Here is a 22,228-nt window from a genome sequence, read left to right on the forward strand (position 1 = left end):
GATGCCCGGCCAAACCCTCAAGCTCAGCGGTGCCTGCATCCTACAAGTCATCCCCGCGCTCGAGGCGGGCGGCGCCGAACGCACCGTACTTGAAGTCGCGGAGGGGATCATCGGCGCGGGCGGCCGGGTGCTCGTCGCATCGGAGGGCGGGCGCCTCGTCCCGGCATTGACCGGGCTCGGCGGGGCGCACGTCACGCTGCCGATGGCGTCGAAGAACCCCCTCGTTTGGGCGCGAACGCGAGCGGCACTGGCGACGCTCGTTCGGACCGAAGGAGTCGACATCGTTCACGCGCGGTCCAGGGCGCCGGCCTGGCCCGCACTCTGGGCGTCGCGAAGGACGGGGGCCTCCTTCGTGACGACCTATCACGGCGCCTATAGTGGGAAGAGCACCGCGAAGCTCTTGTACAACTCGGTCATGGCGAGGGGGGACGTCGTCATCGCGAACTCCCGCTTCACGGAGTCGGCCATTCGGGAGGCCTTCGCGGATTGGCGGTTCATGCAGGGCCGGCGGATCGTGACGATTCCTAGAGGGGCGGCGCTCGGCGACTTCGATCCGGGCGCGGTGACGCCCGACCGGCTGACGGCAGCCTTCGACGTGCTCGGGGGTGAGGACAGGTTTCGAATCCTGCTGCCTGGGCGGCTGACCCCTTGGAAGGGGCAAGCGGTGCTCATCGAGGCGGCCCGCCAGTTGCAGGAACGCGGGCTGACCCTGCGGCTCGCGCTTCTTGGGAGCCCCCAGGGCCACGAGGATTACGAGCGGATGCTGAATGCGACGATAGAGCAGGCCGGACTCAGCGATGCGGTCGTGATGCCTGGAGAATGGGACGACATGCCGGCAGCCTACGCTTGGGCCGACGTCGCGGTCTCGGCCTCGACCCGGCCCGAAGCCTTTGGGCGGGTTGCGCTCGAGGCGATGGCGATGGCCAGGCCCGTGGTCGCGACCGATCACGGCGGCAGCCGCGAGACCGTGCTGCCGGAAGAAACAGGGATCCTCGTCGAGCCTGGCCAGGCCGCGCCGCTCGCCGATGCGCTGTTGCGGCTCGCGAAGGAACCTGCGCTCGGGGCTCGCCTGAGCGCTGCGGGGCGCCAGCGGGCGGCGCAGTTCTCGACGGCGGCGATGGTCGAGGCGACGTTGGGCGTCTATCGCGATGTACTCGAGGCGAGGGAGCGGAAGGCATGACGGCGAGGCTGGTTCTCGTCATCAAGCGCGAGGGCTTGGCCGCTCTCTTGGACGCCGAGCCGATCCTCGCCGCTCTGCGGCACGCTCATCCCGGCGCGCGGCTCGACTTCGTCACGACGGAGCGCTTCGCGCCGCTCGTTCGAAGGAGTCCGCACGTCGATCGGGTCCTCAGCGAGGTCCGAGCGGCGGGGGTGGATGCTTACGACGTGGCCTACGACCTCGACGGCATTGATTCCGGGCTCCGCGCGGCGGTGTCGGCTTCGGTCTGGATCGGACCGCAGCCCAGCGCCCATCCGCTAGGCGGGCCCGCGATGCGCAAGCTTCTTCGCGAAGCCGGTCTCATCGTCCTCCACAGCCTGCCGGATCCGGACTTCGGCGGCAGGCCCGCCAGCAGCCCGCTCAAGGGCACCCCCTTTGCGCTTCTTCTTCGCGACGGGCATTGGCCAGCGTCCTATTGGGACGCCCTTGCCGGAGAGATCGAGGATTCGGGACTGCTCGCGATCGAGGAGAGCGATCTCGCCGCGCTCGTGCCTCTAGCTCGGACCGCTCGCTTCTTCGTCTCGGACGGCGCGGACGCTGCCTGCCTCGCGCTCGCCTCGCGCTGTCCGGGCGTCTTGCTTTCCGGCGAGGACGCATCTCCCGTCGTAAGCCATGCTGGCCACGACGTGATCCGCCTCGTCTCTCGCGAGGCGAGGTCGATCGAGCCGGCCTTCGTGCTGCAGACCTTGCGTTGCGCGGGGCACGTGCGATCGGCCGACGCGTTTGCACGGCCCGCCGATTGAAGAAGCCGCCACCGGAAGCTATATGCGGGCAAGGCGTGAAGGCGCCGAACCCAAGCAACTTCTGGAGAGTCCCATAGCCCGCAGACCGATGAACATGACCCCGCCCAAGAACACGGGGCCGCGCATGAACGACTCAATTCGCGCATCCCGCGTTCTCGTCATCGACCAAGAAGGCGAGAAGAGGGGGCCGATGTCGCTCGACGATGCGCTCGACATCGCTGCGGAGGCTCAGCTGGATCTCGTGGAGATGTCCGTCGCCGACGACGTGACGGTCTGCAAGCTCATGGATTGGGGCAAGCACAAGTACCAGCAGCAGAAGAAGAAGAACGAACAGAAGAAGAAGCAGAAGGTCGTCGAGGTCAAAGAGATCAAGATGCGGCCGAACATCGACCAGCATGACTATGAAGTCAAAACCAAGGCGATGCGGCGCTTCTTCGAGGAAGGGGACAAGGTCAAGGTGACCTTGCGTTTCCGCGGTCGCGAGATGGCGCACCAGGAGCGCGGCATGCAGCTTTTGAAGAAGGTGCAGGACGACTTCGAAGGCGTCACCAAGGTCGAGGCCATGCCGAAGATGGAAGGCCGCCAGATGATGATGGTGCTCGCGCCCCGTTGAGGCCCACCACGCGGCGGGTTCTTACAGCCCGTCCGCGTACCGGCCTTGCTGTCAGACCTCGTTCTTGACCGGCAGCGGCAGGTGCATCGTTACTTCGAGACCTGTCGCTTTCCACTTCCGCTCGAGCGACCCGTTCTGGCCCGAGAAGAGCCGATCGATCAGCTTTGTTCCGAAGCCCGCCCGGTTCGGTTCGGTCGCCACCTTCGGCCCCCCCGCCTCGCGCCAAGAGAACACGAGTGTGCGGGCATCGGGCGTCGTTTCGACCCGCCACTTGATGCCGATCCGCCCGTGCGGGGAAAGAAGCGCACCGTACTTCGCCGCGTTGGTGGCGAGCTCGTGAAGGGCGAGGCCCATCATGTTGCCGGACTTGCTGGCGAGGCGGACTGACGGGCCGTCGATCATGAACGCGTCGGCACGATCCTCGTAGGGCTCGAGCACGGCACGGATGAGCGCGTCGAGCGCGACGCCTCTATCTTCCGAGTAGAGGTTGACCGTCAGGGCATGCGCTCGGGCGAGCGCGGAGACGCGCTCGCGGATCGCACTGACGAGGTCGTCGGTGTTCGCTGCGCTGCGTGCCGAGAGCGTCGCGATGGCCGGGACGAGCGAGAACAGGTTCTGGACGCGGTGATTCACCTCGTGAAGCAGAACGTCCTTCTCGTTGAGCGCTTCGCTCAACTCCGCCTCGGACTCTTCGGCACGGCGTAAGGCGGCGCGAAGGTCGATCTCGCTCGATACGCCCGCCGCGATGTCCTGCAGCGCGTCGAGATCATCCTTCGTCCACCGGCGTGGTTCGGTGCCGATCGCGCAGAACGACCCGATGACATGCCCATCGGGCGAGCGCACCGGCACGCCAAGGTAGGAGACGACGCCCAACTCCTCGACCGCTGGGTTGTCTCGCACGAGGGGGTGGAGCCGGGCGTCATCGACGCTGAGAGGCTTTCCGCTCATCACGACGTGCTGGCAGAACGAATGGCTGATCGGGGTTTCGGTCCGCCCGCCAAGGCCCGTCTGGCCCTTGAAGACCTGCCGATCCTGTTCGACGAGAGACAGCAAACCGACGGGCATGGAGAGGAGGCGTGTCGCCAAGCGCACAGCGCGGTCGAAGACCTCTTCCGGCCCGCCTTCAAGGAGTCCCGTCCGCCTGAGGGCAGCGAGCCGCTCGGGATCGTCCAGGGCTTGCCCACCGCTGCAGAGGTTCTGTGTCACGGCGCGGTCGTCTTTATCCCATAAGGCCGGCATAGGCGTTTGGCTTTGGTGGAATGCACCTATGGTGCCAGACGTGTGAGCCGTCCAGACGTTGCAAGATCTTACTACGGCTTCCGTCCGTAGCGGTTAGTCGGGCTTGCTAACGAGGTAGACGCATTGGCCATCTTCCGCGGCCTGCGGCGTGGCTTGCCAACCGGCATCCCGGGCGGCGTGTACGAGATCGAGCTTGGCGATGGGGTCGTCCGCGCGGATCGCGATGCGGCTGCCGGGTGAGGCCGACCGCATCGCCGCCTCGAGTTTCAGGACGGGCAGGGGGCACCGCAGCCCTAAAGCGTCGATCGCCCGGTCGGCGCCGAATGGCCAAGCCGCCTCGTCGGCGCTCACGGCATCGCCTTCTTGAGCGCGATGCGGAGCGCGTCCCAGGAATCCATCGGAGCCGGGACCGGCGGGCGCCTCAACAAGCGCATCGCCTGACCCAGAGAGTCCGTGAGGTCACGCGGGTACCAGATCACGTGACGTTCGGTCATCCGTCCTCTGATGGCGGTGAGAGCGGCGCCGACGACCGCGCCTTCGGGTTGGGAGGGGGGCAGGCGATCGACGACGACGCGTGCCGCCCCGGCGCCGACCGCGAGCGCGCTCAGCACGTCTCTGTCAGGCAGGCGTCCACGGTGTTGGAAGACCCCGCCAGCCCGCCCGATCGACCAGCTAGCGGCTGTGATCGCGGCGAGGCGTTGGGCACGACTGCCTTCGAAGACGATGCGAAGGACTGCTCCGCCCCGCGCGAATCGGCGCGACCCGCGCCAGAACCCCGCCACGGCGAGCGCTTCGGCATCGAGCGGCGGGATCACCTCGGTGAAGAGCGGGCGGTAACGGCGCACAGTGCGCTCGAACAGCGCCTTCGCCTCGTCCGTGCTGCGCGTTGCCCAGCACCTGTCCGTGACGCCGACACCCAGCGGCGGAAGAGTTGCGGTCGCGCAGGCCGCGAGGCCAGCCACCCTTTCGACGTCAGCGGCGTCGAAAAGTCCCGCTTCCGCGGCTTCGACCGGCGTTCCGAAGAGGTCGGCGAGCGTGCCCTCGGGTACGGCCTCTCCCCGCTTTGCCGCCGCGGTCAGAAGAGCGCCCCAGCTAGTGCCGGCCCCGAAGCGAAGCCGATCATCGATCATGTCGACGTCGCGAAGCCCAGCGAAAGACAGTCCGATGGGGCGGGGGCCTTCGAAGGGCTGGTAACCCGCAGCGAACGCCTCGGAGAGAAGCTCGTCTACGCCATCGAAGCTTCTGGGGAAGAGTACTGCCGGCAGGGCCGGTGGCAGCCCTTCGGCCTGCCGAATGTGAGTGAGGATCGCGGGCTCGGCGCTCGCGAAGTCGCGGTCGCGCAGCTGCAAGGACAGCGTGCCGGGAGGGAGCGCGTCCCCGAGATCGGACAGGTCGGCACGCACCTCTTCGTCCGAATCGTCCCGGCGCGGGCCGGCGTTCAGGGTGGAGACGAGGTGCGACCGACCGAATCGCGCCGCTAGCAAAGCATTGAGCCGTGTCAGTGCGCGGTCCCCGACGGCAGCGGCGTGCTCGCGAACATCGGGCCGCCAAGCGGGGGCAGGCCCTGCCGTTCTTAGGCTTATCGCCGCGCTGTCAGGCTCCGCAGTCATGTCTGGAGAAGTTCTTTCACGCTCGGTGCCCCGTTCCGGCCCCATATTCGCATAGAAAGGAACGGTTCAAAACCGGATAAGCTTGCGTTAAGCTTCCCTAACATGGGCGCTCTCCCGGGCAGGAGTGGCGCAGGAAGGCGGGCACGAATGCTAAGGTCAGCCGACATCGTCCCTCTCGACCCGGAGCGGTCGCGGCGCACGGCCGGAGACGGGCATTCAGAGCAGGTCACCGAACTCGCCACGGCTGGAGCGATGCTACGCGCGGCGCGGGAGGGGGCAGGCCTGCGCCTCGACCGCGTTGCGGACGAGATCAACGTCAAGGCCGAGCGGTTGATGGCCATCGAGTCGATGGACCCGGCGGGCCTTCCGGCCCCGCCATACGCCCTTGGGTTCGTCCGGGCCTACGCCGCCCATCTTGACCTGCCTGCCGATCCTCTGGTCGCTCGGTTTCGCGAGGAGATGGGCTGGGTGCGGTCCGCCACTGCCCCGGTGGTCAAACGGGCACGGACGGCCGAATCGAACACGCCGCGTGAGGTCTCTCTCCTCGCGGTCCTCTTCGTTGTAGGCTTTCTCCTTTGGGGCGCGTGGCAGATCGTTCAGTCCGCTGCGCCTGACCTGCCGGCAACGAGCCCCGAAGGCTTCCCCATCGCGAGCCGCAGCGGCGAGCAAGAAGTGACCTACGAGGTCGATACCAGCCTCGCGCCGGCGGCCCAGGCGACGCCGACCCCTGCTGCGGAGGGGAGGGTGGTCTCGGCCGGCCCCGAAGAGGCGAATGTGGAGCCTATCGTTCCGCCACGGACGGCCAAAGCGCGGGACGGCCTGCTGCCGCCGCTCGTTCCCCTCGTCATCGCCCGCTCCGCCCCGTCTCGAGACGGCGCGCCGGTTATCGCCGCGCCGGACGACACGGTGCCCAGTTTTCCAAGCCGAGCCGACCGATTGAACGAGCGTCAGCTCGCGGCTGACTCCACCGACGGCGCTTCCGCCCCCGACCCGGCGTCGGCCGTGAATGAACTGCAGTCGGCGACGCCAGCCGCGGTTCCAGACCTGGCCGAGCCGCAAGTCCTTGCGTCGTCCGGCGTTAGAGCCGTCCCTGCGGTGACGCTATCGACGACGACGCCGGCCCGGCTGATATCGACAGTCGAGCCTGTCTACCCTCGTCGCTGCGAGAGTCGTGCGGCCGATGAGGAGGTCGTCACCATCGTCTTCGGGGTCTCCACCCGGGGCCGGGTCGTGAACCCGGACGTCCAGAACACGACCAATGACTGCTTCGAGAGCGCTGCGCTCGCCGCGGTGGCGCGGTTTCGCTTCGAGCCGGCAGAGGAGAGTGGACGATCCGTCGCGACGGCGGGGCGCACCACCCGAATCGTCTTCCGCAAGCCGTAGCGCGCGTCCGCCGGCCTTCGTACCAAAGCGCACTTCGTCCGCCGTTGAGGCAGCGGGGGACTAGGCCTAGGTAGAACCCATGCGGCGCAGGACAGATTCATGAGCATCCGCCCTTGGCGAGACATCGAGCGGCGACAGTCGCGCAAGATCATGGTCGGCGACGTGCCGGTCGGTGGCGACGCCCCGGTCTCGGTCCAGTCGATGACCAACACGGATACGGCGGACGCGAAGGCGACGTTGGGGCAGATCGAGCGCATCGCCGACGCCGGCGCCGACATCGTCCGGGTTTCCTGTCCGACCGAAGCTTCGACGCGTGCGATGCGCGAGATCTGCGCGCACAGCCCGATTCCCGTCGTCGCGGACATCCACTTCCACTATAAGCGGGGGATCGAAGCGGCAGAGGCCGGGGCGGCCTGCCTGCGCATCAACCCTGGCAACATCGGATCGAAGGACCGTGTGCGCGAGGTCGTCGAGGCCGCGCGCGCGAACGGCTGTTCGATGCGGATCGGCGTCAACGGAGGTTCGCTCGAGAAGCACCTCCTCGAGAAGTACGCCGAGCCCTGTCCCGAGGCTATGGTCGAGAGCGCGCTCTTCCACGCGAACATTCTCGAGGACCTGGACTTCCGGGAGTACAAGATATCGGTGAAGGCCTCGGACGTGTTCCTGACCGTCGCGGCCTACACGGCGCTCGCCGAGGCCACCGACGCGCCCTTGCACCTCGGCATTACCGAGGCAGGGGGCCTTCGCGGCGGGACGGTGAAATCCGCGATCGGCCTGGGCAACCTTCTATGGGCGGGGATCGGCGATACGATCCGCGTCAGCCTTTCCGCCGAACCCGAGGAAGAGGTGAAGGTCGGCTTCGACATTCTGAAGTCGCTCGGTCTCAGGCATCGGGGCGTGAACGTGATCTCCTGCCCGTCCTGCGCCCGGCAAGGCTTCGACGTGATCCGCACGGTAGAGAAGCTGGAGTCGCGCCTCGCGCACATCTCGACACCTCTCTCCCTCTCGGTGATCGGCTGCGTCGTGAACGGCCCCGGCGAGGCGCGCGAGACCGATATCGGCTTCACGGGCGGCGGAGCGGAGGCCGGCATGGCCTATCTGGGCGGTGTTCCGGCCTTCAAGCTCAAGAACGACGAGATGATCGATCGCCTGGTCGCGCTCGTCGAGGAGAAGGCCGCCGAGATCGAGGCGGCGAAGGTCGCGGCCGAGTAGGATCCTGCGTTCAGGGGCCGAACGGCTCGTCGGCCATACGAGCAGAGATCACTCGATCGCCGCCCAACCGCGCCGGGTCAGAACTTCGAGCGGTGAGAAGCGACGCTTGTAGCCCATCTTCTCCGAGCCCTCGACCCAGTAGCCGAGGTAGACGTAGGGCAGGCCGTCGGCCTGCGCCTGCAGGACGTGTTCGGCGATCATGTAGGTGCCGAGCGACCGCGCGGCTTCGTCGGGCTCGAAGAAGCTGTACACCATAGAGAAACCGTCCTCGAGCCGGTCGGTCAGCGCACAGGCGACGAGTTGGCCGTGTGGGTCGCGGTACTCGTGCAGTTCGGTCGCGACGGGGGTCTGCTCGACCATCTGAGCGTAGTCGAGCACGGTCATGCCCGCCATGCCGCCGCCGGCGTGGCGCGCGTCGAGGTAGCCGCGCAGCACGGAGAACTGCTCGGTCGTGATCTTGGCGGGCTTCGTCCTGCGCGTCAGGTCGCGGTTTCGCTTGAGGACCCGGCGCCAGGGACGCTCGTCGAACTCCGCGGCACGGATGCGGACGGGCTTGCAGGCCGAGCAACGCTCGCAAGCGGGCAGGTAGGCGATGTTCTGAGAACGCCTGAAGCCTCGCTGAGACAGCGTACCGTTCAGGGCCGTTGCCCCTTCGCCGCCGAGGAAGGTGAAGACCTTTCGCTCCTGCTGGCCGGGTAGGTAGGGACACGCCGCTGGGGCCGTCAGGTAGAACTCCCGACTCGTACTGGAGCCGTGGGGCGGGAAGGCGTTTGTCATGCGTGCGCGTTTGCCCTGTCGCTGGGGGAGTAGGCTAGAAGCTTTGTGTCACAGAAGCCCTACCGCGCGGAAGTAGGGCGGCGCGACGACAGTATAAAGAACCCACAGAAGAACGATTAGCGGCCCGCCGACGACCACGAAGTCCCGAAAGCGGTAGTGCCCCGGCCCCATGACCAGAAGGTTCGTCTGATACGCGATCGGCGTCGCGAAGGAGCAGTTCGCCGCGTAGATCACCGTCAGGACCAAGACCAAGGGGTCGATGCCTGCGCTTTGTGCGGCGCTCACCGCGATCGGCGTGAAGAGAACGACCGTCGCGTTGTTCGACAACACGTTCGTCAGCGCAGCGGTCATCGCGAAGAAGGCCGACAACAAGAGCGTCGTGCCTCCCGGCCCGGTGGCGAGCGGGGTGAGGTAGCTCGCGAGGAAGGCCGCGCCGCCCGTTCGGTCGAGCGCTGCGCCGAGGGCGAGCGCCGTTCCGACGAGCAGGTAGACGCGGCGGTCCACGGCTCGGCTGGCTTGGCGCACGTTGAGACACCCGGTTCCCACCATCGCCGTCGCGCCGAGGATGGCGGCGATCGAGATCGGCAGGAAGCCTGTCGAGGCGGCGCAGACGACGAGCAGGAAGATGAGGCCTGCGTAGCGGGCATGATCGGGGTCGGGCAGCTGCTGCATCGACTGCTCGAGCATCAGGATGTCTCGGTCGGATCTGAGCGAGCGGACGTCCGAGCGGTCCCCGAGGATCAGGAGGACGTCGCCCGCTTCGAGGCGAATATGCGCGACCTCGGTGCGGATCATGCGCGACCGCCGCTGAATGCCGATGATCACGCAGTTGGTCTGGAAGCGGAAGCGGATCTGACTGATCGTCCGTCCGATGATGCGCGAGCCCGGTGCGACCACCGCCTCGACCATGGTGAGTTCGCCCGACGCCCCTTCGCCGACTTCGACCTCCGCCATGAAGCCTTGGAGGATCTGCGGCCGTTTGCGCAGGAGGTCGGTCAGGGACCCGCGGGTCGCCGCGACGATGACCTTGTCGTTCAGCTGCAGGACGACACCGTCGAAGGGCGGCAGCAGCACCTCGTCGCCGCGTTGGACCATGCGCACCGTGAGGTCTGGCAGGTCGGGAAAGAAGCCGGCGACCGAGACCTGCCCGATCAGCGGGTTCCCTCGTTCCAACGTCAGCTGCGCGACGAACTGCCGACCGTCGGGCGCGGTGGTGGCTTCTCCGCCGCGCCGATCCGGCAGCCAGAACTTGGCTGCGAAGGCGAGGTAGACCGCGCCGACGCCAGCAAGGATCAGACCGAGCGGCGTGAGCGCGAAGAAGCTCAGCCGCGTCCCGGTGACCACCTGATACTCAGCGACGGCGAGCAGGTTGGTCGACGAGCCGATGGTGGTCGTCATGCCGCCGAGAATGGAAAGGAAACTCAGCGGCATCATCAGCCGCGACGGTGCGATCTTCGCCTGCGTCGCCATCGCCGCCATGATCGGGACGAACATCACCACGACCGGTGTGTTGTTGAGGAACGCGCTGACCACCATCACGAAGAGGAAGACGAGTAGCACCGCGAGGAGGCGGAACTTGTCGTAGGCGTCGAGGAGGAGACGGGTCGGGTACTCGAGGGCGCCCGACTGATACATGCCTTGCCCGACGATGAGCAGCCCGAGGATCGCGAACAGGGCGGGGCTGGCGAACCCAGCGAGGAGTTCAGCCGTGCCGAGTGCCACTTCGCCCTCGCCGTCGAGAACCGGCGCGAAGTGAAAGACGAGGAGTAGGATCGAGAGAACCCCGCCCGAGACGGTCTCGAGGCTGGCTCTGTCCGACGCGTAGCCGACGACCGCCGCGAGGATCACGGCGAGGGCGAACCACATCTGCCAGGTCGTGGCGATCTCCGCCATGAACGCTCCCGTAGCGAAGAGGACAGCCGGCTTAGACCATCCGTCCAGCCCGAGGGTTAACGGTGAAGCACGAGCCGTGCCAGCACGCGGCGAGGAAGGTGGTGCAACAGACGAACGCCTCCGGTTCCCCGGAGGCGTTCGAAAGCTGATCTCTCGAGACCGCTAAGCGCGCGGTCCCCAGGCCGTCAGGGTTTACGAGCGGGGCTCGTAGACTTCGAAGGACGAGATCTCAGAAGGTTCGGCGTCCACGTAGAAGCCACCGTCACCCTCGGCGACGCCAAGCTGGTCGAAGGGCACCACGTACTGCTCACCTTCATAGGCGATCACGACCGAGTCGACCTGACCCGTGCTGCTCATCATGATGTCGTTGACGGACGCGGTCTCCTCGGATTCCCCGATCGGCAGATCCTGACCCCGAACTTCGGAGGCCAGCATCATCGTGCCCATCTGGTCCTCGTAGGACGCCATGTCGAACTCACGCAGCTGGGCGATTTCGTCTTCGCTCATCTGCGATTCGAGCCGGACCTGACCGTCTTCCTGCGTGGCGCTGACGCGGTCGAAGTCCACGGCGTAGCTGTCACCGCCGAGGCCGAACAGGCCGCCCGCAGCGAGGATTACGGCCTGCGCCTGACCCTGATCGTCGAGCAGGACGTCGTCCACACGCGCCAGCTTGCCGCCTTCGCTGTCATAGACGGTTTGGCCGAGGTAGTCCGAAGCGAGGAGATCAGAGGACGACGCGTTTGCCGTCATCACCGGTTCGTCCGCCATCGGGTCGGAGGACATGTCGTCCTGCGCCAGCATCGGATCGGCACTCTCCTCGCCTTCGAGGTCGGTCGCGGCCAGCGCGTCCGTGTCGTCCTGCATCATCGGATCGCTGCTGCCGGCTGCCGGTGTCGTCGACGCGGTCCGGGGCTCGGTCGTCAGCTTCGGCTCGGAGGCGAGCTCCTGCGTGTTCAGGTCGTCGGCCGCAGTGTCAGGGTCGGTATCCTCGGCGACTTGCGGCAGCTCGTCCGCCGAAGCGACCTCGGTGCTGCTCGACTCCGTGGCCATCTCGTCCATGCTGTCCGAGTTGTCGGCAGTCTCGAGCTGCGGATCCATGCTGTTGACGTCGCCCATGTTCGGGGTCGCGAGCTGGGTCTCATCTTCCGCAGCAGTGCTGTCGGACATCGTATCGTCTTGAGCGACGGTCGTGTCGGACGGCTCCATCGGATCGGTCGTGGCGTAGGTATCGGCCGAGCCCGTATCCATGTCCGTGCTTTGGTCCGCCGCCATGGTGCTCGACTGGCTGTCGGTCGTGGTCGCGTCCTCGGCGAGTTCGGACTCCATGGTCTCGTCGCTGTCGAGCGCTTCGCGATCGGGATCGGTTTCCCAGTTCGTCTGCCCAGAGAACGGCGAATCCGTATCCGCATCGCCCTGCGCGTAGAAGTCGTCGCCCGAACCTTCTTCGTCGGCGCGAGGCGTCGATTCGTCCGTGCTGTCGGTTTGAGCGACGGTCGTTTCGTCCACATCGACGTCGTCCGAAGCCATCTCGGTTTCGTCTTCGTCCGACATTTCATAGCCGTCGGTCTGCGCCGTCGTCATGTCGGCATCGACTTCCGCATTCGCGTCGGCGCCGAAGTAGTCGTCGGCCGTCGCGGAGTCCGACGTCATGTCGTCTTGCGTAGTCGCCTCACTCGGGACGGTACGAGCAGGATCCTCTGTCGTCTGTGCACTGACCTGAGTGAGCGACAGCGCTGCGATCGCGGCGCCGGAGAGAAGGAGAGTCTTCATGATTCATGTTCCCTGAGTGCGACTAATAACAACGAAACATATGAGAGGGGCATTCGGCTCCCGCTCGCACGCCTTTTTTACAGTGATCACGAGAGGTTCATCTCACGGGAGCGTTTTGCTGCGGGTGCGAAATGCTTCAGAGAAAGCTTTCCTGTACCGGCTTTCCGCTCTGCGGAGGCGACGCGCCGACCTGTCTTCGCTTCTGCTCATTGTTTGCGGCGTAGCGAACGTCTTCGTCTCGATCCCTCGCATAGCGGGCGAGGTCGGCGTCGGTCAGTTCGTGCCAGTAGGTTCCTTTGTCAGCCCCGTATGGAACACGGGGCGGCAGACCGGGAAGGCGCTCCCAAGCGATCAGCGTTTCGGCCGGCACGAGGGCAAGCATGTCGCGCAGATGATGCGCCGTGACGTAGGCATCGGGCAGGGCGCGGTGCGCCGGCAGACCGAGGTCGCGGTCGAGGCCTTCCGGCTTGCGCCAGTAGCGCAGGACTTGGTTCGAGAAAGAGGGGCTGCCGGGAAAAAGGCGAAGAGCGCCCTTCCAGGTACAGATCCACGCGGCCCCGCCCGATAGCCTCGGCGTGCAGAAGCGCTGCTCGAACGCGGCCCTGTGCGCGGCAAGAGCGATGCATCCTTTAGGGCGAAGGACCACCGGCGCCACCTCCTCCCAGACCGGCGCACCGTGTACGTCGTCGTCGACGATGTGATGGATCGCCTGCGTGACGGCGGGGATTTCGCGGCGGGGATCGATCAGGGTCGAACCGCGGCTCTCCGAGACGATCCAACGGTCCTCACCGTCCTGCTCGACGTCCTGCCAGCCGACCTCGCATACGCCGTGTGCTGGGGGGCGCGACCCTGTGGTCTCCAAGTCGACAACGCGGACGAAGGGGCGGCCGGAGGGCGGGGGCGGGGCGCTGATCATGTCCCTGATCTAGCGCTCGCGCCTAGGCGGCCATCGCCTCGGCCGCCTGAAGATCGACGCTGACGAGCGCACTGACGCCGCGTTCGATCATCGTCACCCCGTAGAGGCGGTCCATGCGCGACATGGTCAGAGCGTGGTGCGTGATGACGAGGAAACGCGTCTCGGTCTCCGCCGCCATCGTCCGCAGCATGTCGCAGAAGCGCTCAACGTTGGCGTCGTCGAGGGGCGCGTCGACCTCGTCCAGGACGCAGATCGGCGCGGGGTTGGCACGGAAGACTGCAAAGATAAGGGCGGTCGCGACGAGCGCCTGCTCGCCGCCCGACATCAGGCTCATCGACGATAGCTTCTTGCCAGGGGGGCTCGCCAGGATATCGAGCCCCGCTTCGAGCGGATCATCCGAACCCGTCAGCGCGAGGTGCGCATCTCCCCCGCCGAAGAGCGTACGGAAGAGCGCGCCGAAGTGACCATTCACGGTCTCGAAGGCCGCGGTCAATCGCTGACGCCCGTCCCGATTCAGCGTGCCGATCGCCCCGCGCAACTTCCCGACCGCCGCCTCGCAATCCCCCCGCTCGGCGGACAGCTCGGTCAAACGGACGTCGACTTCGCTCATCTCTCGTTCGGCGACGAGGTTCACGGCGCCGAGGGCATCGCGTTCCCGCCGCAACTTCTCCGCGCGCGCCTCGAGCGTACCGGCGTCGGGAAGGGGCAAGGCCGCGTCATGTTCGGCTCGTTCAAGCAGACCGTCCGGCGCACCGTCCGCAATTTCGGCTGCGGCTGCTTCGGCGTCGCATAGCCGCTCCCGCGCGGCATCACGTTGCGCCGCGCGGGCGGCACGTGCCTCGCGAGCGGTGCTGACGGTCTCGCTCGCCGTCCGCGCCGATGCCTCCGCCTCGTCAAGGCTGGCTCGCGCCTCGCCGACGGCATCGGCGGTCCGTCGCAGGCGGCTCTCCGCAGCAGCGATCTCCTCGCCAAGCGCATCGCGCCGAGCCTTCAGTGCGGCCGGCGCCCGTTCGGCCGCGGTCAGTTGCTCTGCGACGTCGGACGCGACTTCGCGAACTTGAGCGAGCCGCTCCTGAGCCGCCTCGCCGCGCCGACGCCAGTCTTCGGTTTCACCCCCGATGGTCCGCAGCCGGGCGGCACGGGCCTCCGCTTCGCGGCGAGCCTCCGATGAAGCGCTCCGCGCTTTGTCGAAGGCGGTGCGGGCGGTTTGGGCGTTGGTCCGCGCCTGGTTCAAGGCTTCGCTTACGCCGCTGATGGCCGGAAGGGCCTCGACGCACGCCTCGGCCTCGCGCAACTCAGCTTGAAGCTCTCTCAGCCGCTCCTCGAGGCTTTGCAGTCGAGCCTTCGCCGCGTCGCGCTTGGCAGCCCGCCTGGCCTCGTCCGCCTTGGCATCCGCAAGCGCTCTGTCGGCCTTCGTAAGGCCGTCACGGGCATCGCGCAGTACCCTGCGCGCCTCTCTTTCGGCCTCCACGGCCGCCTGTTCGGCCGCCTTGGCGTCGGCGAGCCCGGCCTCAGTGGCCGCAAGCGCTTCCTTCGCGGTTTCTTCTTCGGCTTCTACCGCTTCCAACCGCCTGCGCTGCTCGAGCCGAAGGGCAGCGGGCGCGGGTGTGCCCGACCGGGCGGAGAAGCCGTCCCATCGCCACAAATCGCCTTCGCGGCTGACGAGGCGTTGGCCGGGCGAGAGTGCGCCTGCGAGGCGCGGTCCGTCGACAGCGTCGACGACGCCGGTCGCGGCTAGGCGGCGCGAGAGGGCAGCGGGCGCGGTGATTACGTCGCAGAGGGCCCGCACGCCGTCCGGCAGCGGTGCGTCCAACGGCACTTCGCCCAGCGCCGACCAGCGGCGTTGCGCATTCTCGTCGAGCGCCGCGGAGAGATCGTCGCCTAAAGCTGCAGCGAGCGCGGTCTCGAAGCCCTCGGCGGCCGTCACCTGATCGAGCACGGCGCCAGGTTCCGGCGCGGAGGCTTCGAGCAGACGCTGAAGAGCTCGTGCTTCGGCGCTCGCCGCCGCCAGCCGTTCGGCAGCGGCCTCACGCGGGGCGCGGGCGGCTTCGAGGGCGGCAGCAGCGGACGCCCGTTGCGATTCCACCTCGCTCAAGCGGCGCTCTGCACCAGCGAGCTTCTCGCTGGCCTCATCGCGCAGGCGCAGCAGCGTCTCGCTCTGCTGCGTGCCGCCTTTCTCTTCTCCGACGGCTTGAGCAAGCGCGTCGCGCTCCTGCCGCGCTCTTGCCTCCGCCCTTGCAGCCGCGTCCTGCGCCGTGAGCGCCGCCCGGCGTTCCGCCTCTGCTTCGGCGGCGGCGCGCTGCGCGTCCTCGCGGGATGCCTCCGCCTTACGAAGGGTGGTCTCGTTCTTCGTCGCCTCGGCCTCGAGCGCTGCGAGCCGATCGGCGGCGGGCGCCGTTTCCGCCTTCAGGCGTTCCTCTTCGTCCGCGAGCCGGTTGAGCGCAGCCTCCGCCTCCTCCGCGAGCACGTTCTCTCGCGTGAGGTCTCCCTGAAGGCGGAGTTCGGTCTGCTTAAGCCGTTCGATCAGCGCCTCCGCTCGGTCGACTTCGGCCTCCGCGTTCTCTGCGTCTGCCTGTAGCCGCGCCAGCACCGCGCGCGCCTCCGCTTCCGCGACCCGGAGCGGCTCGACGGCGTCGCGAGTGCGGGTCAGGTCGCCGGCGGCGCTGGCGGCAACGGCGCTCGCCTCGCGGACCTGCGCCTCGGCGGCAGCGAGCGCGGCGTCGGCCTCGGTGGCGGCATGCTTTGCCGACTGCCAACGAAGGTAGGCGAGCATCGCTTCGATCCGCTTCAACTCGGCGGAGGCGTTGCGGTAGCGGGTCGCCTGCCGCGCTTGCCGCGCGAGGCTGGCGCGCTGCGCTTCGAGTGCGCCGAGCGTATCGTCCAGTCGCTCGAGGTTGGTCAGCGTCGCCTTCAGCCTCAGTTCGGCCTCGTGGCGGCGAGCGTGGAGGCCTGTGATGCCCGCCGCTTCTTCAAGCAGGCGGCGACGGTTCTCCGGTTTGGCCGCGATCAGCTCCGAGACCTGACCCTGCCGGACAAGGCCCGCCGCACTGGCGCCGGTCGCGGCGTCGGCGAAGAGGATCTGTACGTCGCGGGCGCGGACCTCCCGCCCATTGACGCGGAAGGTCGAAGCCGCGCCCTCGCCGCGCCGCGTGATCCGACGACTGACTTCCAGCCTCGGCTGCTCGCGCAGCGCCTCGGGCCAGCCCGCAGGCGCGTCGCCTTCTTCGTTGGCAAGGGAAAGCGTCACCTCGGCCCAGGCCCGCCCCGGACGGCCGGGCCGGTCCTTGGTCCCCGATCCGCCGAAGATCACGTCCTCCATGCCGCCGGCGCGCAGCGCCTTGGCGGAGGAGGCGCCCATCACCCAGCGCAGGGCCTCCAGCACGTTCGACTTGCCGCAGCCGTTGGGGCCGACGATCCCGGTCAGCCCGGGCAGGATGTCGAGCTCCGCAGGTTCGCAAAAGGACTTGAACCCGGTGAGGCGCAGACGGTCGAACTTCAAGCTTCACAGCCTCCCAAGACGTCCGCACCTTCCCTTGAGTCGGTCGCGTCAGCTACGCTCCGCGACGATCGCTCGAAGCTTTTCGACGGTCTCTTCGGGAGTGCGGCCGAACTCGAACCGTTCGCCGTCGATCAGTAGGGTCGGTGTGCCTTGAACGCCCGCTTCTTGGCCTGCCTTCACGTTGGCGTTGATCTTCTCGATGATCGCTTCACGCCTCAGGCACTGTTCCATGGCCGCCCGGTCGAGGCCGACCTGGGAGAAGATCTCTTCGAGCGCGACGGCGGGCTCGGCGCTGTACGCCCAGTCGCTTTGGCGCTGATAGAGTGCGCTCAGCATGGTGTAGTAGCCCGGCGCGCCGGCCTCGGTGGCAGAGCACCGTGCCAGGATCGAGCCGATGTAGGATAGCTGGACCGGCGAGGTCGGAAACTCGCGGAAGACGAAGCGCACCTGGCCTGTATCGATCAGCTCTTCCTTGATCACCGGCAGGAACTGCGTGTGGAAGGTGGCGCAGTGCGGGCAGGTTACCGAGGCGTACTCGGTGACGGTGACCGGCGCGTCGTCGGAGCCCAAGACCATGTCTTCGGTCGCAAGGCTGCCTTCCGGCTCCGAGATCGTCTCGGCAGGCTCTTCCGCCGGGGCGGTGTTCGAGGGGGCCGCAGTCTGCGCTGCCTCACCGTCGAGAGAGGCGAGCGAGGGTGCCGTGCCCTCTTCACTCGCGTCGGACCCACCGCAAGCGGCGAGCATCACGAGGGCCGCGACGCCCAGCATCGTCGTGCGCATGAAAGAATCTCCGCAATTGTTTGCTTGCAAGCAAGCCGATGCGGCTTCGCGGTGCAAGTGACCGGACGGACGGCTACCGCCGATGCGACGCTATTGCAGCTCGAAGGCGCTCTAGCGCCTCGGCCGGGTTGCGGGCCGGACGAGGGGCGGGCGAGGGCGCTTCAGCCTCCGCGGTCACCCGGCGGCTGGCCCAGTTCCGGCCCTCCGCGACCTGAGCGCCGGCCTGCCGGATCGACAAGCGCGTCAGCCTCGGTTCGCGCAGAGCGGTGCGCGCCCGTGCCAACAACTGGTTCTGCGCGTACTGCACCCGCATCGCGGCCGCACCGCTCGACACGGCGACTTCGAGCGTCACCGCGTTCTTCTGCCGTTTGAGGGCGAGGGGCCGGCAGAGGCGAGCGAGGTCGACGCCCGCGACCTCGGCCCAACGCTCGGCGAGGCTGGGATCCATCGCGCCCGACTTCGCCGCGAGCTTCGCGACCTGCGGCGAGATGCGGGACGACAGGGGAGGCGGACCCCGACGCGCGGGCTTGGTCGGAAACGGAGCGGGCTTGGCTGTGCGTGGGTCTTGGGTCATGGGACGAGGATGAGCGTAGCAGGCGGCGAGGGGCGGGGTAAGGACGGCTTCGCGTCAGCGTTGCTCGATTGGTACGACGACCACGCGCGTATCCTGCCGTGGCGCGTGCCGCCGGGTTCGGACGAGCGGCCGGACCCTTACCGCGTTTGGCTCTCCGAGGTCATGCTGCAGCAGACGACGGTCGCCACGGTGCGCCCGCGCTTCGAGCGTTTCCTCGAACGCTGGCCGACGGTGAGTGACCTCGCGGCAGCGCCGCAGGAGGACGTCCTCTCGGAGTGGGCGGGGCTCGGCTACTACGCGCGGGCGCGGAACCTTCATGCTTGTGCGAAGGTCGTCGCCGAGCAGGGGTGGCCACAAACCGAAGAAGGTTTGCGGGCCCTGCCGGGGCTAGGCACCTACACCGCAGCGGCGGTCGCCGCGATCGCCCTCGCCGAGCGGGCGGTGGTCATCGATGGCAACGTCGAGCGGGTGGTGGCGCGGATCTTCGCGATCGAGCGGCCCGTGCGGCAGGCAGGCGCCGAAGTTCGGGCGGGGGCTGCGGCCCTGACGCCTGCGGCCCGGCCAGGCGACTACGCGCAGGCGATGATGGACTTGGGCGCCGGGGTGTGCCGGCCGAAGCGGCCCGACTGCCTCCTCTGCCCGGTGCGCCCGTTCTGCGACGCGGCTGCGCGGGGGCTGACGGAGGAGCTGCCAGTCCGCGTGCCGAAGAAGCCGAGGCCGGTGCGTAGTGGCGTCGTCTATGTTGGCGTCCGGCCGGACGGGGCGGTGCTCTGCGAGCGGCGCGCCGAGAACGGCCTCTACGGCGGCATGCTTGGCCTGCCCAGTAGCGATTGGAAGGAAGGGGGGGCGGACGCGGGCGCGCCTGTGGCCAGCGATTGGGTGAATGTGGGAGAGGTAGAGCACGGCCTCACCCACTTCATTCTCAAGCTCACCGTCCAGACGGCTCGGTTGGGAGACGCGCCTTCAGGAACGTTCTTTACCGACGACCTCTCGGGCTTGCCGACGGTCTTTCGCCGCTGCGTCGCGCTAGCGTCAGTTCATGCCGCGGCGAATGACGCTCCTTAGGCTGTCGATCGGCGCGAGCTTGCCTGCTTCCTCGTAGTGCCAGAACGTCCAGCCATTGCAAGACGCCGCGTTCTGAACGCCGGCGCCGACCTTGTGGATCGAGCCTTGGTGCAACGACGTATCGAGCGTGCCGTCAGCCTTCACGCGGGCAATGTGCTTGCGCTTGGGGCAGTAGAGCTTCGAGCCCGGCGCCAGGAGGCCGCTTTCGATCAGCTGACCGAAGCCGACGCGCGGCTGGCGGCGGGGCGAGGGGAGGGGCGCTGCGTCCTCGGGGTCGGCCGGCACGATCGATGCGATGCGGGCCTCGGCGGCCTTGGCGTAGGTTTCGTCCCGCTCGATCCCGACGAAATGTCGGCCGAGGCGCTTCGCGACGGCGCCCGTCGTGCCCGTGCCGAAGAAGGGGTCGAGGACCACGTCGCCGGGGTTGGTCGTCGCGCTGAGGACGCGGTGCAGGAGCGCTTCTGGCTTCTGTGTCGGGTGGGTCTTCTTACCGCCGGTCTTGAGGCGTTCCTGTCCGGTGCAGAGCGGCAGCGTCCAGTCGGAGCGCATCTGCACGTCTTCGTTCGCGGCCTTGAGCGAGTGATAGTTGAAAGTCGGGCGGCTCTTCTTGTCGCGGCCGGCCCAGATCAGGGTCTCGTGGGCGTTGGCGAAGCGCGTACCGCGGAAGTTCGGCATCGGGTTCGTCTTTACCCAGACGACGTCGTTCTGGATCCAGAAGCCGAGGTCCTGAACGGCGCAGCCGAGGCGGAAGATGTTATGATAGCTGCCGATGACCCATAACGCGCCGTTGGGCTTGAGCACGCGGCGCGCCTCCGCCAACCACGCCTTCGTGAAGGCGTCGTAGGCGGCGAAGCTTTCGAACTGGTCCCACTCGTCCGTGACGCCGTCGACATCCGACTGATCGGGCCGGGTCAGGCCGCCGCCGAGCTGCAGGTTGTAGGGCGGGTCGGCGAAGACGAGGTCGACGCAGGCGTCCGGCAGGCTCTTCATGACCTCGATGCAGTCGCCGCGAAGGATGGAGTCTTTATACGGAGTGGTCACGAAGCGCCTCGACTTAATGCCTCGGCAATAGACTCCGGTATGGCTAACAGGGGATGAACGCTCCGGTAACGGAACGTTGAGGAGGGTTAAGGCTTCCTTTCCGCGCGCCGCGCGATCGGGGCGAAGCTTAACCTATGGTGCGGCGTGACGCCGTGTATCTCCAAGGCATCGGCGTGGGCCCTGGTGCCGTAGCCCTTGTTCGACGCCCAGTCATAAGGGGTGTGATGCTCGTGGAGACGCGCCATCTCGGCGTCGCGGGCGACCTTGGCGAGGATGCTGGCGGCCGCGACGGAGGGAGAGAGGTCGTCGGCCCGAGGCAAGGCACGGGCGACAACCCCTTCCGGCAGGGCGGGTAGGACGAGGCCGTCCACGATCACCGCAGCGGGCCGGACGGGAAGCGCTTCGAGCGCGCGGCTCATCGCGAGGAGGGTCGCCTTGCCGACGCCCATCGCGTCGATCTCCGCGACCGAGACCCAGCCGAGGCCTATCGCGGCCGTCTCGGCGATCTCGGCGGACAGCGCCTCGCGCCGCTTCGCGCTCAGCTTCTTCGAGTCCCGCAGGCCCTTCGGCACGCGGGCGCGGTCCAGGATCACGGCGCCGGCGACGACCGGCCCGGCCCAGGGGCCGCGTCCCACCTCGTCCACGCCCGCGACGGGGCCGAGCAGGGCGTCCTCGATCTCGAAGGTCAGCGCCATGCCGCGTGCCTAGGCAGATTCGGATCTTGCGTTAGCCGAAGAGCGACAGTTGCGGACGTACCGCCGCCGGGGGCGAGAAGCGGCTGCAGTCGAGGTCCGGCATCTCGGTAAAGCCGAGGCGTCTATAGGCGTTCCTGAACCGGGCGCGCATGAGCTGCGCGACGGTCGAGCGAGGCTCCTCCGCACGGGACCAAGCGACGTCGTAGGTCCGCCCGCCGTTCATCTCGCGCAGGTGGTTCAGAACCCGCGACTTGTGGTTCGGCGCGAAGGTCTCGAGCCACTCCTCGAAGAGATCTGCAACCTCAAGCGGTAAGCGTAGGATCGTATAGGCGGCGTAGGTCGCGCCGCGCGCCGCGGCCTCTTCCATCAGCGCTTCGAGCTCGTGGTCGGACAGGCCGGGGATCATCGGCCCGTGCACCGTCCCGGTCGGCACGCCGGCCTTGGCAAGGACGCGGACCGCTTCGAGCCTGAGGCCGGGGCGCGGCGCCCGCGGCTCCATCGCGCGGGCGAGCTTGCCGTCCAAGGTCGTGATCGAGAGCATGACGCGAGCAAGGCCGTCGCGTGCCATCGGCGCAAGGAGATCGAGGTCGCGAAGGACAAGGTCGGACTTGGTAAGGATACTGACGGGGTGGCTGAACTCATGCAGGACTTCCAGGACCTCCCGCATGACGCGATAGCGCCGCTCGATCGGCTGGTAGGGGTCGGTGTTGGTCCCGATCGCGATGGGCCGCACCTCGTAGCGCGAGTTCGACAGCTCGCGGCGGAGGAGGGCGGCGGCGTTCGGCTTCGCGAAGAGGCGGGTCTCGAAGTCGAGCCCCGGCGAGAGTCCGAGATAGGCATGGGTCGGCCGCGCAAAGCAGTAGGAGCAGCCGTGCTCGCAGCCCCGGTACGGGTTGATGGAGCGATCGAAGCCCACATAGGGGCTGTCGTTGAAGGTGACGATCTTGCGTGCGGGCTCTTCCTGAACGCTCGTCTTGTGCTCTTCCGGTGCCTCGTCGGACCAGCCGTCGTCGAAGCCCTCATAGGCTATGCGCTCGAAGCGGCCCGAGGCGTTCGACCGCGCGCCGCGCCCCCGCCCCGCGCTTGGCTTGGACGGAAGGAAGGGTGGGGACACGACGCGGGCCATGAAGGGAGGATGGCGCGTAAGGGGCGAACAAAGCAAGAACGAGGTTTCCACAGTAGACACAGGCGGGACAGGC

General features: G+C 67.7%; 19 protein-coding genes. 6 read left to right on the top strand and 13 right to left on the bottom strand.

Going from position 1 to position 22,228, the window contains the following annotated elements; genetic code table 11:
* The first annotated feature begins 1 nt into the window (after position 1).
* From GGQ59_RS05505 to infC, 3 genes are all read left to right on the top strand, one after another.
* Positions 2-1,180: a glycosyltransferase family 4 protein gene (locus GGQ59_RS05505; protein ID WP_183816560.1), complete on the top strand. Its 1,179-nt coding sequence runs from the start codon at positions 2-4 to the stop codon at positions 1,178-1,180.
* The gene (locus GGQ59_RS05510; protein WP_183816562.1) at positions 1,177-1,962 is read left to right on the top strand and encodes a glycosyltransferase family 9 protein; all 786 of its coding nucleotides are present in this window, start codon (positions 1,177-1,179) and stop codon (positions 1,960-1,962) included. Before GGQ59_RS05505 ends, GGQ59_RS05510 begins: the two co-directional genes overlap by 4 nt.
* Before the next feature lie 88 nt (positions 1,963-2,050).
* Positions 2,051-2,575 carry a translation initiation factor IF-3 gene (infC, locus tag GGQ59_RS05515; RefSeq protein ID WP_183816564.1) on the top strand — a complete coding sequence of 175 codons (525 nt, stop codon included), beginning with the start codon at positions 2,051-2,053 and terminating at the stop codon, positions 2,573-2,575.
* A gap of 51 nt (positions 2,576-2,626) precedes the next feature.
* Here the strand turns inward: infC and GGQ59_RS05520 are convergent, their stop codons facing one another.
* The 3 genes from GGQ59_RS05520 to GGQ59_RS05530 all read right to left on the bottom strand — a co-directional run bounded on the left by GGQ59_RS05520 (position 2,627) and on the right by GGQ59_RS05530 (position 5,298).
* The gene (locus GGQ59_RS05520) at positions 2,627-3,781 is read right to left on the bottom strand and encodes a GAF domain-containing protein (protein WP_183816566.1); all 1,155 of its coding nucleotides are present in this window, start codon (positions 3,779-3,781) and stop codon (positions 2,627-2,629) included.
* Between the two features lie 126 nt (positions 3,782-3,907).
* Positions 3,908-4,165 carry a sulfurtransferase TusA family protein gene (locus GGQ59_RS15150; RefSeq protein ID WP_183816568.1) on the bottom strand — a complete coding sequence of 86 codons (258 nt, stop codon included), beginning with the start codon at positions 4,163-4,165 and terminating at the stop codon, positions 3,908-3,910.
* Positions 4,162-5,298, bottom strand: coding sequence for a hypothetical protein (locus tag GGQ59_RS05530; protein WP_183816570.1), 1,137 nt, complete (start codon positions 5,296-5,298; stop codon positions 4,162-4,164). Before GGQ59_RS05530 ends, GGQ59_RS15150 begins: the two co-directional genes overlap by 4 nt.
* Before the next feature lie 273 nt (positions 5,299-5,571).
* Between GGQ59_RS05530 and GGQ59_RS05535 the strand changes: the two genes are divergently transcribed.
* Both GGQ59_RS05535 and ispG read left to right on the top strand, forming a co-directional pair.
* The gene (locus GGQ59_RS05535; protein ID WP_183816573.1) at positions 5,572-6,807 is read left to right on the top strand and encodes a TonB family protein; all 1,236 of its coding nucleotides are present in this window, start codon (positions 5,572-5,574) and stop codon (positions 6,805-6,807) included.
* A gap of 99 nt (positions 6,808-6,906) precedes the next feature.
* Positions 6,907-8,019, top strand: coding sequence for a flavodoxin-dependent (E)-4-hydroxy-3-methylbut-2-enyl-diphosphate synthase (ispG, locus tag GGQ59_RS05540; protein WP_183816575.1), 1,113 nt, complete (start codon positions 6,907-6,909; stop codon positions 8,017-8,019).
* A 48-nt stretch (positions 8,020-8,067) separates the two neighbouring features.
* On the opposite strand, the gene GGQ59_RS05545 is transcribed toward ispG, so the two are convergent.
* The 7 genes from GGQ59_RS05545 to GGQ59_RS05575 all read right to left on the bottom strand — a co-directional run bounded on the left by GGQ59_RS05545 (position 8,068) and on the right by GGQ59_RS05575 (position 18,228).
* Positions 8,068-8,796 (bottom strand): arginyltransferase, encoded by a 729-nt coding sequence (locus GGQ59_RS05545; protein WP_183816577.1) that lies wholly within the window; start codon positions 8,794-8,796, stop codon positions 8,068-8,070.
* Between the two features lie 48 nt (positions 8,797-8,844).
* On the bottom strand, positions 8,845-10,689 hold the full coding sequence (locus tag GGQ59_RS05550; protein WP_183816579.1) for an SLC13 family permease: 1,845 nt from the start codon (positions 10,687-10,689) through the stop codon (positions 8,845-8,847).
* Between the two features lie 192 nt (positions 10,690-10,881).
* Complete coding sequence (locus GGQ59_RS05555; RefSeq protein ID WP_183816580.1) at positions 10,882-12,459, bottom strand: PRC-barrel domain-containing protein; 1,578 nt, start codon at positions 12,457-12,459, stop codon at positions 10,882-10,884.
* 136 nt (positions 12,460-12,595) lie between these two features.
* Entirely contained in the window at positions 12,596-13,375 is a 780-nt protein-coding gene (locus tag GGQ59_RS05560; protein WP_183816582.1) for a 3'-5' exonuclease, read from the bottom strand.
* 22 nt (positions 13,376-13,397) lie between these two features.
* Positions 13,398-16,874: a chromosome segregation protein SMC gene (gene smc / locus GGQ59_RS05565; RefSeq protein WP_183816584.1), complete on the bottom strand. Its 3,477-nt coding sequence runs from the start codon at positions 16,872-16,874 to the stop codon at positions 13,398-13,400.
* 48 nt (positions 16,875-16,922) lie between these two features.
* The gene (locus GGQ59_RS05570; protein ID WP_183816586.1) at positions 16,923-17,654 is read right to left on the bottom strand and encodes a DsbA family protein; all 732 of its coding nucleotides are present in this window, start codon (positions 17,652-17,654) and stop codon (positions 16,923-16,925) included.
* Between the two features lie 73 nt (positions 17,655-17,727).
* On the bottom strand, positions 17,728-18,228 hold the full coding sequence (locus tag GGQ59_RS05575; RefSeq protein WP_183816588.1) for a DciA family protein: 501 nt from the start codon (positions 18,226-18,228) through the stop codon (positions 17,728-17,730).
* Positions 18,229-18,237: 9 nt separating this feature from the next.
* Here GGQ59_RS05575 and mutY point away from each other — a divergent pair, with 9 nt between their 5' ends.
* The gene (gene mutY / locus GGQ59_RS05580) at positions 18,238-19,293 is read left to right on the top strand and encodes an A/G-specific adenine glycosylase (protein WP_183816590.1); all 1,056 of its coding nucleotides are present in this window, start codon (positions 18,238-18,240) and stop codon (positions 19,291-19,293) included.
* Here mutY and GGQ59_RS05585 read toward each other — a convergent pair.
* From GGQ59_RS05585 to GGQ59_RS05595, 3 genes are all read right to left on the bottom strand, one after another.
* Positions 19,261-20,283 (bottom strand): site-specific DNA-methyltransferase, encoded by a 1,023-nt coding sequence (locus GGQ59_RS05585; RefSeq protein WP_183816769.1) that lies wholly within the window; start codon positions 20,281-20,283, stop codon positions 19,261-19,263. The genes mutY and GGQ59_RS05585 overlap by 33 nt on opposite strands.
* Positions 20,284-20,420: 137 nt before the next feature.
* Positions 20,421-21,029, bottom strand: a complete 609-nt coding sequence (locus GGQ59_RS05590; RefSeq protein ID WP_183816592.1) for a ribonuclease HII — start codon at positions 21,027-21,029, stop codon at positions 20,421-20,423.
* A gap of 31 nt (positions 21,030-21,060) precedes the next feature.
* Entirely contained in the window at positions 21,061-22,155 is a 1,095-nt protein-coding gene (locus tag GGQ59_RS05595; RefSeq protein WP_183816594.1) for a PA0069 family radical SAM protein, read from the bottom strand.
* Positions 22,156-22,228 lie beyond the last annotated feature (73 nt).

The sequence above is a fragment of the Parvularcula dongshanensis genome (assembly GCF_014199615.1).
Lineage (GTDB): Bacteria > Pseudomonadota > Alphaproteobacteria > Caulobacterales > Parvularculaceae > Parvularcula > Parvularcula dongshanensis.